14 protein-coding genes are annotated in these 12,880 nt (G+C 47.4%); 2 read left to right on the top strand and 12 right to left on the bottom strand.

Annotated elements, in window-relative coordinates; translation table 11 throughout:
* Positions 1 to 27: 27 nt before the first annotated feature.
* The 10 genes from AC6I3O_RS12200 to AC6I3O_RS12155 all read right to left on the bottom strand — a co-directional run bounded on the left by AC6I3O_RS12200 (position 28) and on the right by AC6I3O_RS12155 (position 9,696).
* Positions 28 to 1,425 carry a sensor histidine kinase gene (locus AC6I3O_RS12200; protein ID WP_497851118.1) on the bottom strand — a complete coding sequence of 466 codons (1,398 nt, stop codon included), beginning with the start codon at positions 1,423 to 1,425 and terminating at the stop codon, positions 28 to 30.
* A complete protein-coding gene (locus AC6I3O_RS12195) occupies positions 1,416 to 2,075 on the bottom strand; it encodes a response regulator transcription factor (RefSeq protein WP_497851117.1) in 660 nt (219 codons plus the stop codon). The genes AC6I3O_RS12200 and AC6I3O_RS12195 overlap by 10 nt, the downstream gene beginning before the upstream one ends.
* Before the next feature lie 37 nt (positions 2,076 to 2,112).
* A complete protein-coding gene (locus tag AC6I3O_RS12190; RefSeq protein WP_497851116.1) occupies positions 2,113 to 2,886 on the bottom strand; it encodes a lantibiotic immunity ABC transporter MutG family permease subunit in 774 nt (257 codons plus the stop codon).
* Between the two features lie 5 nt (positions 2,887 to 2,891).
* A complete protein-coding gene (locus tag AC6I3O_RS12185) occupies positions 2,892 to 3,656 on the bottom strand; it encodes a lantibiotic immunity ABC transporter MutE/EpiE family permease subunit (protein ID WP_497851115.1) in 765 nt (254 codons plus the stop codon).
* Positions 3,657 to 4,394 (bottom strand): lantibiotic protection ABC transporter ATP-binding protein, encoded by a 738-nt coding sequence (locus AC6I3O_RS12180; protein ID WP_497851114.1) that lies wholly within the window; start codon positions 4,392 to 4,394, stop codon positions 3,657 to 3,659.
* A 205-nt stretch (positions 4,395 to 4,599) separates the two neighbouring features.
* Entirely contained in the window at positions 4,600 to 5,286 is a 687-nt protein-coding gene (locus AC6I3O_RS12175) for a DUF2461 domain-containing protein (protein ID WP_497851113.1), read from the bottom strand.
* Between the two features lie 12 nt (positions 5,287 to 5,298).
* Positions 5,299 to 6,147 carry an RNA polymerase sigma factor gene (locus AC6I3O_RS12170; RefSeq protein ID WP_497851112.1) on the bottom strand — a complete coding sequence of 283 codons (849 nt, stop codon included), beginning with the start codon at positions 6,145 to 6,147 and terminating at the stop codon, positions 5,299 to 5,301.
* Between the two features lie 415 nt (positions 6,148 to 6,562).
* Entirely contained in the window at positions 6,563 to 7,486 is a 924-nt protein-coding gene (locus AC6I3O_RS12165; RefSeq protein ID WP_497851111.1) for a hypothetical protein, read from the bottom strand.
* 49 nt (positions 7,487 to 7,535) lie between these two features.
* A complete protein-coding gene (locus tag AC6I3O_RS12160) occupies positions 7,536 to 8,909 on the bottom strand; it encodes a sensor histidine kinase (RefSeq protein ID WP_497851110.1) in 1,374 nt (457 codons plus the stop codon).
* A gap of 88 nt (positions 8,910 to 8,997) precedes the next feature.
* Positions 8,998 to 9,696 (bottom strand): LytR/AlgR family response regulator transcription factor, encoded by a 699-nt coding sequence (locus tag AC6I3O_RS12155; RefSeq protein WP_497851109.1) that lies wholly within the window; start codon positions 9,694 to 9,696, stop codon positions 8,998 to 9,000.
* Between the two features lie 195 nt (positions 9,697 to 9,891).
* Here AC6I3O_RS12155 and AC6I3O_RS12150 point away from each other — a divergent pair, with 195 nt between their 5' ends.
* Both AC6I3O_RS12150 and AC6I3O_RS12145 read left to right on the top strand, forming a co-directional pair.
* Positions 9,892 to 10,170 carry a transposase gene (locus tag AC6I3O_RS12150; RefSeq protein WP_497849288.1) on the top strand — a complete coding sequence of 93 codons (279 nt, stop codon included), beginning with the start codon at positions 9,892 to 9,894 and terminating at the stop codon, positions 10,168 to 10,170.
* 8 nt (positions 10,171 to 10,178) lie between these two features.
* Positions 10,179 to 11,045 (top strand): IS3 family transposase, encoded by an 867-nt coding sequence (locus tag AC6I3O_RS12145; protein WP_497849287.1) that lies wholly within the window; start codon positions 10,179 to 10,181, stop codon positions 11,043 to 11,045.
* A 286-nt stretch (positions 11,046 to 11,331) separates the two neighbouring features.
* Here AC6I3O_RS12145 and AC6I3O_RS12140 read toward each other — a convergent pair whose 3' ends face one another.
* Both AC6I3O_RS12140 and AC6I3O_RS12135 read right to left on the bottom strand, forming a co-directional pair.
* Positions 11,332 to 12,306, bottom strand: a complete 975-nt coding sequence (locus tag AC6I3O_RS12140; RefSeq protein ID WP_497851108.1) for a LysM peptidoglycan-binding domain-containing protein — start codon at positions 12,304 to 12,306, stop codon at positions 11,332 to 11,334.
* A gap of 214 nt (positions 12,307 to 12,520) precedes the next feature.
* Positions 12,521 to 12,838: an RNA ligase family protein gene (locus tag AC6I3O_RS12135; RefSeq protein ID WP_497851107.1), complete on the bottom strand. Its 318-nt coding sequence runs from the start codon at positions 12,836 to 12,838 to the stop codon at positions 12,521 to 12,523.
* Positions 12,839 to 12,880: the final 42 nt, after the last annotated feature.

Raw genomic sequence — 12,880 nt, 5'->3', positions numbered from 1 at the left:
TCCTGCGGAGTTTCGCCAGACAGCACACTAGCAGGGTAAACTTAATATCAACATCGTTACCCTCCCTCCATGAGTTCCCGCATTTCCGATCACCAGCTCCCCTCCCTGTGCTTCCACAAATCTTTTGGCGGTATGGAGTCCAATCCCATGATGAAGCTTACTGCTCCTGCTCTGATCGCCTTGATAGAACCGCTCTGTGGCGTGTCTGATATCCTGTGCCGAAAATCCTGTCCCTTGGTCTTCAACGGTGACTGTAAAATACTCTTTTCCACCCTCCGCTTTCATTTCCAGCAAAACCTCGATCTCGCCGTCCTTAGGGCTATAGTCCATGGCATTACTTAAAATATTCTGAAATGCCCGCAGAAGCTGGTTTTTATTACACAAAACTTCTCCATACAAATCCTTTCTGTAAAAAACAATCCCAAACTGCCTTGCAGCCCCAAGAAGCCTTGCCTGTTCCGTAAATAACTCAGCAAGGCTTAAACAAGAAATCTGCGCCTCATTCACATCAGATGTTCCTTTTTGCCCCTCTTCTGCCAAAATTCCATTCAATATTGCCAGATATTCTTCCATCATAGACACACTTTGCAGGATATCCAAGTCATATTCCCGCTCTTCTTCCCCTAGATTTCCTTCCGCAAGCAGCTCCGCATTGCCCCGGATGACCGTAAGGGGCGTCTTGATATCATGGGCAAGCGCCGCAATCTGCTCTTCCCTGCCCTTTTCCAGATTCCACTGCCGATAGAGCGACTCTTTTAGCGCCTCCTTCATCTGGTTCAGAGAAGTTAAGACATCCTCTACTTCCTTTATTTCAGAATGTTCTTCCTCAAATTCCAAATCCTCATCCCGTATCCTTGCCGTAGTCTCATTCAAGACGAGCAGCCTTTTTTTCATATATCTTCCAAAATGGCGGGACGTCAAAACCGTATGGACGAGGAATAGCGCAAGAAAGCTCAGAATCAAGAGAATATCCGGGCTCGGCAGATATTTCCCCAGAAATCCGTTCCGGAACCTTGTCGCAATCTCATACTTTACAATACATATCTCCCCTGAATCACGGGACAAAAACCGGTAATACCCTCTTTTACGGGCATAAATGCTGTTCTTTCTAAAGTGTTCCCATGCCTGCTCTATTTCTTCTCCGGAAAATGTCCCATACAGCCATTTTCCGTCCGATTGGTATACCCCATATCCGCACCCCTCCGGCAATAGGTCTTCCGTAACCTTAGGGGCTTTGCATATCTCCTCTGCTGATTCACTAAGCCGCGTCTCCATATGGTTCGCCGGGAGGACTTCGCCTGTTAAATCCAGCACATACCAAACGACGAACACCAGAAACATCCAGAACAATACGCCTGCGGTGTAGAAACAGGCATATCTGAAAAACACCGATGAAATTGTTTTCTGTCTGCCCTTTACCTCCATCGATATCCAATCCCCCACACCGTCTCAATAGGTTCAAAGCCAGCCTTCTTGCCTTTTGCCCGGATATTCTTGACGTGTTCCGTAATCACAGAATTGTCGCTTTCTTTCTCATACCCAAATACATGCTCATAGATTCTGTCTTTTGAAAATACCTGCCCGCGGTTCAGCGCAAGGTATTCACAGATAGCATACTCGCTCTTGGTAAGCCCAAGCTCTTTCCCGCTATAGTATGCCTTCTTCTCCTTCAAATAGAACCGGACGCCATTTACCGACACCACATGCTTTTTCTCTCTTGTCTCTCTTCGCAGATGCGCCTTCACCCGAGCGCGTAATTCGCCGATTCCAAAGGGCTTGGTGATGTAATCATCCCCGCCGATTCCAAGCCCCCTCATGATATCCGCCTCTTTCGTCTTCGCCGTCAGGAACAAAATCGGGCAGTCCACCTTGCCCCGAATCTCCTCACACAACGTAAATCCATCCACCTTTGGCATCATGACGTCCAAAAGGATTAGCTGGTAATCCGTAAGCTTCATTTTCTTTAGTTCCAGCGGGTCACTTTGCACCGTCACCTCGTAACCTTCTTTTGCCAGTGCGTTTCGGATTAGTTTCAAGATCTGCACATCATCATCTACTGCCAATATCTTCGTCATATCGCTGCTTCCCGGTCAACTGACCTTTCCTCCTAAATCAATCCTTACTCTGCCTTCCTTCATAGGAAGGAAACCACAGGAAAATCCCGCTCCACAACAGTAGCGAGACTGCCATGCCAATCATCAGGCTTTTCGTCATATATTCTGCTGACGACGCTCCATTTCCCATCCAATATTGTAACAGATATCCGCCCCATCTGCCACCCCATGTACAGGGAAAATACTGCCACCGTCCCTCCCCAAGCCCGGTGAGGAACAGCGCGGAAATCACCAGTTCCGACGTTCCCACACACAGAGAAATACTTTTTGAAAATTCAAGGTTCAAAAACAGGTGAAGCAGGTACAAGTCCGCACCTTCCATCCAGAGCACGCACGCCAGGGCCAAGTACTGTCCCGCCGACAGCGCCGCCTTCCCTGACAGCGCCCGAAATCCTCCGGCAAATCCAAGGACCGCCAGAAGAATTGCCGCAAATCCCATACCTGACAACACGATCCATTTTGCAAGAAGCGGATTCCTCCGGTTCACCGCCACTCCAAGAAATGTCTGGAAATGCCCCTTTTCCTCCATCTCCACGGACATCGAGCAGATTCCGCTTATGATCAGAGGAAATGCGATGGACAGTACCTGTATATATCCTGATATCTTCCCCTCGTCACTCCATGCTGCAAAAGAATAATAGTAAAGAAATACCAGAATCCCCAGAACAGGAATCAGGATGTGCAGCACAGGAATCCACGTATGGCGCATTTTCCACAGCTCTCCTTGTATATTTCGGTATAATTCTCTTTTCTTTTTCTCATCCGAAAACATATCTTTTACTGTCCCTCCTTCCTCTCATACCACTTACGGCCCACCAGCCAGAATGTCAAAAACCAGAAGACAGAGGCAGCGATTCCTATCGGCAATCCTCTAAAATCCAACAATTCCGGTGTAAACGTCTGGCTGCCTGGTTCTGCCGCCAGTCCATTTGGAAGTACTTTTAAAATCATACACATCAGCCTTGCCGTAATCCCTCCCGGCAGCGACATAAAGAAGGAATGAAGCGACAGCTCCGCCGAAATCAGGATATAACTTCCCATATGGAGCAGTATCATGGGAATCGTACCTATGAGCTGTTGTAAGAACAGGCAGAACGGCACTTGCCACAGCGAAGTCACAAATAAGACCACTACCGCCAAAAACTGCTCCCCTGCCTTCGGCCGGATGCAAAATACCTGCCCTGCAATCTGCCCAAGCCCGTTACCTATGAATATCGCCGCGCCTAAGAACACAAGCAGCGAGATCCCCAAACATTGGATACCATACAATATCTTTCCGTCCCAGACTGAGCTGATTTTTACCGGGAGCGTCTGTATCCCGCGGTTTTCCATTTTCTTATCCCGGTTTCCGACAGCGGAACAAACCAGCGAGAGCATCCCCGGAAGCAGTATCATATACCACCAGTTATAACTGCTAATCGTAAAATAATCCCCCGTAAGCCACGCCGCAAGAACGACGGAAATCATCGGCATGAAAACCGGCAGTTTTCCCGTAGAAGTATGACGGTTCTTCATCCTTTCCGCAAGAAAATATTTCCGCATTTATCTCGCCTCCTTCCGTCTTCTTCCTGACGCTTCTAAAGAAATGCTCTTCTTTGCCGCAATCTCCATGAATAATTTTTCCAGACGGTCTGGCTCTGGCATCCCGCCCTGGTATCCAAGCGCGCCGTTTACGATGATCCCGATATGGTCGGCTGTCTGGGCAATCTCGCTAAGAATATGGCTGGAGACAATGACTGTGATTCCCTCTTCCGGGAATTTGCGGATCATTTCGCGAAGCTCCTGAATGCCGATGGGGTCTAATCCGTTTGTCGGCTCGTCAAGCACTAAGAGCTTCGGCCTGGAAAAAAGTGCAATTCCAATTCCAAGCCTCTGTTTCATTCCCAAAGAAAATGTACCTGCCTTTTTCTTCCCTGTGTCTTCTAAATCCACCAATTCCAGTACTTCTCGGATTCTTCCATCCGGTATGCCAAGCATCAGGCCACGTACTTTCAAGTTCTCCCATGCCGTCAGGTTCTCATATATGGGCGGCGTCTCCACCAAGGCGCCAATATCCGCAAGGTCTTTCCTGCTCCATACATGACCGTCAAAGATTATCTGCCCGTCTGTAGGACGCAGGATTCCTGTCATCATTTTTAACAGGGTAGATTTTCCTGCGCCGTTGGGCCCAAGAAGTCCATATACTTGGTTCTTTGGTACTGCAAGTGAAATCTGATTAACAGCATTATGATTACGGAATGATTTTGTGAGACACTTTGTCTCTAAGATGTTTTGATTCATGGACCTTTCCTCCTGTTTCCTGTCTGTGAATATGCTGTCTGGCCGGATACCTGACAGCATATTCACGCTCTATCAATGGACTACAAGATAAGAATAAGGCAAAATTATAAGGAAAGTATAAAGAAATCAAAAAATAAGCAGGGAGGCGCAGATTCCTGCACCTCCCCGTCAATCTGATGAAACGTTGCCGGCCTGCACAACTCTTTTACTTTCTCTCCGGCATCCGGAAGTCCGCAAGCGCCCGGTTCAGGAAATCATTGAATGGTTTCATAATCCGAAACATCCGGGCCGCATGGCCAAGAAATGCTTCCCCGTCTCCAAATTCATGATCTGCAACCGGATATTCCAGATACCAGCTTTTGAATTTCAGGAATTCTGCCTGAGGATGCTCCTGTCCATATCCGGCAGGAACCCTTTTGAGCGCCGTTCCCTGTACGGTAAAATTCTCCTTAAAATCAGGTTCGTTCAGAATCTCCTCCCACTCCCTGCCGTTCGCCGCAATAAAATCCCGCACCATCGCCGTCGCATCCTTGAACATATCCGCAAAAAGCCCGCCGCCCAAAAACGACTGCCCATCCGGCTTTATCATCAGGTAATACCCCACAGGAACCGGCAGTTTCCCTTTGGAGGAAATATGAGCGCGGAACGCCGGGTTATAAGGCGACTTATCATGGCTAAACCGCGTATCCCTCACCAGCTTAAAGGTAAGCTCCTTAGGCTCATTATGGAGAACGCTTTTGTCAAACTCTCCAATCCGCAAAATAAGTTCTTTAAGCAACAATTCAAATTCTGCATTGGCTTCCTTATATTCTGCCTTATGCGCATGATACCATTCCCGTTCATTATTTTTGCCCAAATCTGTGAGATAATCCAAAATCAACTGTGTATTCATCTTTCTTCCTCCTTACGCATTCGTCACCACAGAATAAGACGTACCATTAAGGAACTCTTCCACGAATTTTTTCAGTCTCTCCGGCGGCTCATAAGCCTTACAGAACGAAAATGCCTGAGATAAATCGTCGATTTCTTCCATAGCCTCCTTAACCTTGAGCGCAGTCTGCCCTAATGCCGCAGCCTCTGTGAAACACAACTGATTGGGCGTGAGCCTGTGGCTTAGGATTGCGTAGTTTACCCTGTCCGCACACCTGCATTTCCCCTTTCCGTATTCGCCGCAGTATTCGGAAAGGAAATCTGCCATCTTCCGCCGTACCCTCACCAGCCTCTGCCTGTATGCCTCCGGAGTAATCCCAAGGATATCCCCGGCAATCCGGCTGTCTATTTTGAACATAGTTCCTAAAATGAAAATACACCGGCTCTCGGCGTCCAAACATTGCAGCATGACATTCGTGCATGACAGTTTCAATTCCTCCGCCAAAATCGATTTTTCCACATCCTGGGTCAAATCCGGCACGTTTCGGATGTCCGCATGTTCTATGTCGTCTCCGTAAAACTCGAAACTAAGCGGGAACTTCGCAAACATATGCTTTTTGTAGTCTTTGAGGTGGTTCGCTGCAATGCGGAATACCCAGGTGGAAAAAGCGCTTTCTCCTTTGTAGGACGACAGGTGGGTCATAACCTTAATGAGGATATCCTGAGACGCATCCTCAGCATCCGGGAATGTCCCCAGCATCCGCAGGGAAAGGTTGAAGACCAACTCCTGCACACTTGACAGTACCGTTTCGAGAGACTTTTTGTCCCCTGCCACAGCCTTTTCAATCAATGCCATCAATTCTTCATTTGTCGATTTACTCATAATCTCCTCTTTTCCGGAGCACCTGTTTATATACGGAACAATGTGCCAAAATCCCTGATGTGCTCCAAATCAGAGTATTCCTACCCATCTGTCCGTCTACCCACAAGGACGATAGCAGGATGCCTCATGGGTATACCCAAGGGCACACCATAATGCATGCCCCTTGGCGGGGCGGGTGGACTTCGTCCATTAAGGTATATTGAAAATACAGAAAAATCAAGTGTTTCCAGTTATAAGGAAGTAAACTTGCCGGATATCTGCTATAGCAAAATAGAGGTTCCCAAAAAACGGCAGCCCCTCTGTCAGTCGGGGCTGCCTCCTGCCCTCTTACATAAGTCCGGGCATCTATCCCAAAATATCAGACAACCTTTTTCGTTTCGCCTTCGCCTCATCCTCACCACCTTTCCTTGATTGCTTATATCCCCGGCCTATCCTGCCTCACAAGCTGGTTCTGAAAGTAACGCAGCGCATCCAGTTCCTCAAGTCTCTTTTGCTTTCCGCCCTCCTCCATAATCTGAATGTATTTTACGCGCAGCTTCCACTTCCTCAACTGCTCAGCCTCAAACTGTTCTATCTCTTCCTTCGTAGGACCGGTAAGCTCCCCGCCGCAGCTGGTAACGGTGCAGTTCCTCACATCTCCGTTCTCATCCAAATCAAACACATAGCTCTTGCTCGCCTGATGCCCCGCCACATTACCTCCATAGGACGCCGCCACCGTATTGTCCCACCTGTCGTAATCCTCCTTCCACTGCCTGAGCTTCGCCACAATCTGTCTCGCATAAGCAGGATCGGCGTCCATTTTCTGCTGAAGCTTTTCCGGTATGAGTATCGCTATCCGTCCAGGACCGATACTTCCGTAATTTCTCTGCAGATCCCCGCGTGTCTGGGGTGGATTCTCGCCTGTAGGACGCCAACCGTTCAATGCGTCTGCGTCGGTATCTTTCTGAAAATATTTCCAAAAAGGAAAATCATTCCTCTGCCAGTTTGCCGGAGAAATGTCCGCATTTCCCACATGGGTTATGACATGATACTGTGAAAATCCGTCTGCAAAATTCGTTGCCTCTATATTTCCGGCGTTGAATAATTGGCTGACGGCTGAAACATAATCCACAGAGCCAGCCATTTTCTTTGCATAGGCTTCCCGAAAAGCATTTGCCGAGTTTTTATCCCCTATCTTGTCCAGACGTTCCTGATAAGTTTCGCCCATAAAAAGCTCGTTCGATTTTGCAGCTGCAAGCTCTGCAAAACTCATGCCTGCATTATGAGCAGCCGCCTCATTCTTCTGATACTGCCCTTCCATCCCGTATCTCTTTGATTTCCCAGTCACTCCAAACTCCATTTTCGTCCCTCCAACCGATTCTTCTAAACTATTCCATCCAAATTTTAAGTTACTCCAAATTTCCCTCATTCTTCATCATCACAGACAAGATAAATACCTTGCCCTCCACACGAAAATCCATTGCTCCTTGATATTTCTCTGCGGTACTCTTAATATTGGCAAGCCCTATCCCATGGGAATTTTTATCTGCCTTCCCTGTCACCGGGAACTCATCTTGCCCCTTTCTTGCAATCCACCCGTCGAAGCTGTTCTCCACCTTCAAAATCAGAAGATTCCCTTTCTGCAAAGAGGACAGCCGGATAAAAACCTCTGCATGCGCATCCTTTTCGCTCATCCTCCTGCACGCCTCTATCCCATTATCCAAGGCATTTCCAAGGATAACGCCAATATCATAGCTTCGGATATGAAGCTCTTGCGGAAACATCAGATGCTTTGCATCCATCCCAAACTTTGGCATCTTCCGCACCGCTTCATGGTATTTCATATTCAGCAAGGTATCCACGACCGTATTCCCGGTTTGAAAACGGACTTCCAGCTTATCAAAATTTCGGCTAAGCTCTGACAAATAAGCGTTAAGCTCTTCATTATCCTTAGCTTGATTCCCGGCAGAAAGCTGCCATATGACGGAGAGCGTATTCTTCATGTCGTGTTTCATACTGCGGATGCCGGAATAGACCCGCTCCATCTCTTCCATATGCTCCTTTAAGCTTTCTACCTGTTTCTCAAGGATGATTCTGCCGCTTTGTTCCCGGTTCCAGTAAACCATGTCCTGAAACAACTTCACCCCTTGCAGGATAGAGAGCAGCGACAAAAGCAGGATTGCCGGAAGCACTATGTTCAATACCGGATATCTTTGATACAGTGTTTTCGAGAAACCATCCTCCATTGTGACAATTATGATACGCAGCAGCAAACAAATCAACATGCCCACAGCCGCTGGAGTAAGAATGAACAGAAGCTCCGTCTTGTGAATGGCATACTCCTTTTCATGGAAATTTTCCACGATTTTTTTCAGGGGCAGGTACATAAGCAGCGCAATGGCAAGATACTCCAGAATCCACTCGCAAATCAGACCGGTATTGACTGCGATACGAAAGGCATTTTCCGACTGGATGACGCCATGTCCGAAACACCAGTTCCACACATAGAGCATCCTATCCCCCAGCCCGCCAAGCAAAATAACCGACGCATAACGGCTGATGTCTGCAATCGCCTGAAAAGCAACCACAAGAAAAACGGTAATTAAACGAAACGCCCGATAAAAACAGAGGGCAAGAACAGCCAAAATGGACAGCGCCGCCCCAAGTCTCCAGACTGCCGTCCTGTAATCCCAGATTTCCCAAAGTTCTATCTGCTCAAGCGCCATCTTCAATCCCACATACATGGCTGCCGCCCCCAGGCCGTTCAGACGCTTATTCTTCATCCTCCCCTCCAGGAAGTTTCCGTAAAAATACGGCAGACAGCATCCCTGAGACAGGTAGAGGAGAAACGGGAAAAGGATATTTAATACCTCAAACACAGGAAACACCGCCATTCTGTAAATACCACATATAAGCCTTCACGAATTCACCATACTTCTTCTTTGCCAGATACACTTCTTCGCCATTCGCAAGGGTGATGCTGTCATTGCCGTATTCTTTAATATGCGCCATATTTACAAGATACGCCCGGTGGCAGCGGTAAAATCCTTCTTCTAACTGCCCGCTCAATTCTTCCATAGAGGCATAGATTTCTATGCTTTCCCTGACTGTGTGTATCTCTACCTTCTTCCCCCGGCTCTCGATATACAAAATATCGTTCTGGTCAATTCTTAGGTTTCTGGCCTTTATAAACAGTTCTCTTTTTCCTTTCTTTCTGACCGCTTCTTTCTCCGCACGTTCAAGGACTTCTGCAAATTTCTTCTCATCCAAAGGCTTCAGCAAATATTGGAATGCATACAGGTCAAGGGCGTCGAAGACATACTCCTTAATTCCTGTAATGAATATCAGCACCGTTTTCTCCTGCTTTTCCCGCAGACGCCTTGCTGTTTCGATACCGTTCATGCCGGACATCCGGACGTCAAGGAAAACAAGATCGAACCATTCTCCTGACGCCAGCAGTTCCTCCCCTGTGGCGTAGGATTTAATCCGGCTTACAGGCTTCTGCTTTTTTATCAAGCCACATATATGCTCTCTGACCGCCCTTTCGTCATCCACTACCGCAATATCCAAAATCCATCACCTCAATTCCAACAACGGTTCTCATTTATTATATCGGCAATCCTTTCTCATTTTTCAAGCATAGGGAACGAAATAACTATTTTTCGGGAACGAAAGATTTTTTTCACTGGTGTTAGTATATAAGAGTGGACAGGAAAAGTTGAACAATCTATACTATCAAGTGAAAGAGCAAAGGAGATGAAGGGCATGGCGAAAAACCAAAAATCTTACACTCTGGAATTTAAACAGCAGATCGTGGATCTGTACAATGCCGGAGGAACCTCGTATCCAAAACTGGAGCGTGAATATGGCGTAAATCGGAGTACTATCAGCGGGTGGGTAAAGCAGCTTTCCCCAATCAAAGTATCGGGGGAGGAAACGGTTACCCTCAGGGAGTATAAGGCTCTCCAGAAAGAGAACCAGCGCCTTAAGATCGAGAATGAAATATTAAAAAAAGCGACCGCCATATTCGCAAAAGAACAATAGCCGAAATTGTGGCTTTTATCCAGAACAACCTGGCTGATTACTCTGTGTCCCAGCTTTGCAGCGCCTTGAAATTCCCAAGGGGCACCTATTACAAGGCTCTGGTCCGTGTGCCTTCAAATAAGCAAAAAGAGTATGAAGAATTCGGCCGGAAAGTGAAACAGGCATATGAGGACTCAAAACAGAGATATGGAGCTGTCAAAATATGCCGCATACTGAATGATAACGGTACATCCTGCAGCGTCAAGCGGGTGCAGAGGCATATGGCAGAGCAGGGGCTGCGCTCTGTTGTAGTAAAGAAGTACAACCACCGTGCCAATCATGGCAGCGTCCCAGATGATAAGGTAAATATTTTGCAGCGTGATTTTGAAACGGAGACCATTAACCAAAAATGGTGTACGGACATTACTTACATCCATGTGCAGAAAGAAGGATGGACTTATCTGGCGTCTGTTATGGACCTATGCAGCCGCAAGATCATCGGGTATGCCTATGGAACATCTATGACGGCGGAACTGGCAGTCCAGGCAGTAAAGAATGCGTGCCTGAATGTCGCGGATACAGAGGGGATTATCCTGCACAGCGACCTTGGGAGTCAGTACACGGGTCGGGAATTTGAAAACTACTTGGCCAGCAGGGGAATCCTGCATTCTTTCAGCCGTAAGGGGAATCCATATGACAATGCCTGTATTGAGTCATTCCATTCCGTGCTGAAAAAGGAAGAAATCTATCTCCATGACTATCAGGATTCAACGGAAGCCCGCAGAGCAATCTTTGAATACATAGAGGGCTGGTATAACCGTAAAAGAATACACAGTGCTATTGGTTATATGACACCACAACAAAAGGAGGATGAAGAACTTAAAACAGCAGCATAACCTTTCAACTTTTTTTGTCTAAAGTATTGACATAGATCCACACCTACCAAAGATAAAACCAGAAAGAGAATACCGCTTACATAATTGTTCTTACAGAACATCTTTGATGCAGAGGTTTACCCCGAACGCCTTTCCGCATTTTTATCAGAGGTTATCGGCCGTCCGCTGAAAATCAAGCGTGCGTTAGGGAATGAACACCGCCGAATCTCAGAAAAGATTTCCTCTGCACGGGTCTGCGCATACAAAGGGCATAGCAATATCCTGAAATATCACTATGCCCTTACTGCTAATGGATCCGTAACCTCTGCCCCACATAAATTAGATTGGGATTCCGTATTCCGTTTAGCTGCGCCAGCTTCTGGTATGTCGTGCCGAATCTTCTTGCAATCCCGCCCAGAGTATCCCCGCGTCTTACCACATAGTAAGCCGGCTCCACCGGATGAGTCGAACCCACAGGAATCCTTATTACCTGCCCTGCATAGATACGGTTGGGGTTCGTAATCCCGTTTAGTTGAGCCAGCGCCGGCACTGTCGTTCCATATCTGGCAGCAATACCGCCAAGCGTATCTCCGGGCTGTATCCTGTAGGTAATTGTGGGCTGCGGCGTTGGGTCAGGCTGCGGCGTCGGGTCTTCCGTTTCCTTTACTCTTACATAATGCTCCCAATCATCAGGGTTTCCATAAAATACGTCAAGATCCAGATACCCGTTATACCCCCCAAGCCTTCCCTCGGAAGTATACTGATACAACAGCGCCTTCCCCCACGCCCCAAGCCTTTCCGGCAAAGGCGCATTGGGATTATAACCCATCGGAGTCCCATAAGCATAGTAATAGGCGTTCCATAACGGATATCCCGCCTTTGCCGCACTGCTCCAATCCAGATGATTCGCCATATAATTACTCATATAAATCACCGGTTTTACCCTGGTCAGCTCAAAAACCCTGTCAAGCCACTGTTTCGACCAGGCCGCCCCGTCCGCCATATTCTGTATCTCAAAATCCAGCACCAGCATTGCCCGCCCGATGTATCCTCTAATATTTTTAACAAAATACTCGGCTTCCGCGACTGCATTTCCGCCGCCAGCGAAATGATAGACTCCCAGCTTTTTTCCAAGTTCTGCTGCCTGCCGGAAATGCTGGTCACAATACGGATTCACGTAAGTAGTCCCTTCTGTCGCTTTTATAACCACAAACTCACATGGCACTGCCGCCAGATTAATCCCTGCCTGCCATCTGCTGATGTCAATTCCATTCATACTCATAAAAAATCGCTCCCTTCACTATACATTCTATGAGGGAAGCTTACCGTAAGTTCCAAAACAAATTTAAAATACGCAGATTTCCTTTTTTGATTCCATATAAGAATATGAAAAATGATGCCAGAGCCAAAAGGTCATGTATGACTTTGGAGGATGCCGGAATCTCCAATTCCCCAATCATCTCCTCGCCCTTTTTGGGTTTCTGGCTAACAGCTCCCTATAAGGGACATCCCGCCCACAGTTTAAACAAATCGAACTGGCGCTCCCCGTACCCGCCGTTCAGGAAATGCCCGCGGCTTTGGAGGTACATTCTTCCGTCTCTGCCAAAACTGACGCCGCAGTTCGCGCCGTCTACCTTCTCTTCAAGAACTAAATATTTTCCTTGTATTTTAGAAAACTTTACACATTTCAGGTCTTCAGCGCCCGCCTGTTCCCGGGAACCCTCAAGATGCCTGCCATAACCGTCCTCCCCACTGCATGTAATGCTTCCGTTGCCGTAACAAAGGCTCTTTATGCGTGAAAGCCATCGTGCCATTACAAAACCTCATCTGTCATTCACTACCTCCATTATATTCAA

It is taken from the genome of Sporofaciens sp. St.21A7 (genome assembly GCF_059728535.1).
Note: the sequence above shows the minus strand (reverse complement) of the source record. Positions and strands in the feature narration are given on the sequence as shown.

Bases quoted from the DNA above. Each gene is read 5' to 3' on its own strand.
- AC6I3O_RS12200 (WP_497851118.1), bottom strand. From the start codon at position 1,425: ATGGAGGTAAAGGGCAGACAGAAAACAATTTCATCGGTGTTTTTCAGA.
- AC6I3O_RS12195 (WP_497851117.1), bottom strand. From the start codon at position 2,075: ATGACGAAGATATTGGCAGTAGATGATGATGTGCAGATCTTGAAACTA.
- AC6I3O_RS12190 (WP_497851116.1), bottom strand. From the start codon at position 2,886: ATGTTTTCGGATGAGAAAAAGAAAAGAGAATTATACCGAAATATACAA.
- AC6I3O_RS12185 (WP_497851115.1), bottom strand. From the start codon at position 3,656: ATGCGGAAATATTTTCTTGCGGAAAGGATGAAGAACCGTCATACTTCT.
- AC6I3O_RS12180 (WP_497851114.1), bottom strand. From the start codon at position 4,394: ATGAATCAAAACATCTTAGAGACAAAGTGTCTCACAAAATCATTCCGT.
- AC6I3O_RS12175 (WP_497851113.1), bottom strand. From the start codon at position 5,286: ATGAATACACAGTTGATTTTGGATTATCTCACAGATTTGGGCAAAAAT.
- AC6I3O_RS12170 (WP_497851112.1), bottom strand. From the start codon at position 6,147: ATGAGTAAATCGACAAATGAAGAATTGATGGCATTGATTGAAAAGGCT.
- AC6I3O_RS12165 (WP_497851111.1), bottom strand. From the start codon at position 7,486: ATGGAGTTTGGAGTGACTGGGAAATCAAAGAGATACGGGATGGAAGGG.
- AC6I3O_RS12160 (WP_497851110.1), bottom strand. From the start codon at position 8,909: ATGAAGAATAAGCGTCTGAACGGCCTGGGGGCGGCAGCCATGTATGTG.
- AC6I3O_RS12150 (WP_497849288.1), top strand. From the start codon at position 9,892: ATGGCGAAAAACCAAAAATCTTACACTCTGGAATTTAAACAGCAGATC.
- AC6I3O_RS12140 (WP_497851108.1), bottom strand. From the start codon at position 12,306: ATGAGTATGAATGGAATTGACATCAGCAGATGGCAGGCAGGGATTAAT.
- AC6I3O_RS12135 (WP_497851107.1), bottom strand. From the start codon at position 12,838: ATGGCACGATGGCTTTCACGCATAAAGAGCCTTTGTTACGGCAACGGA.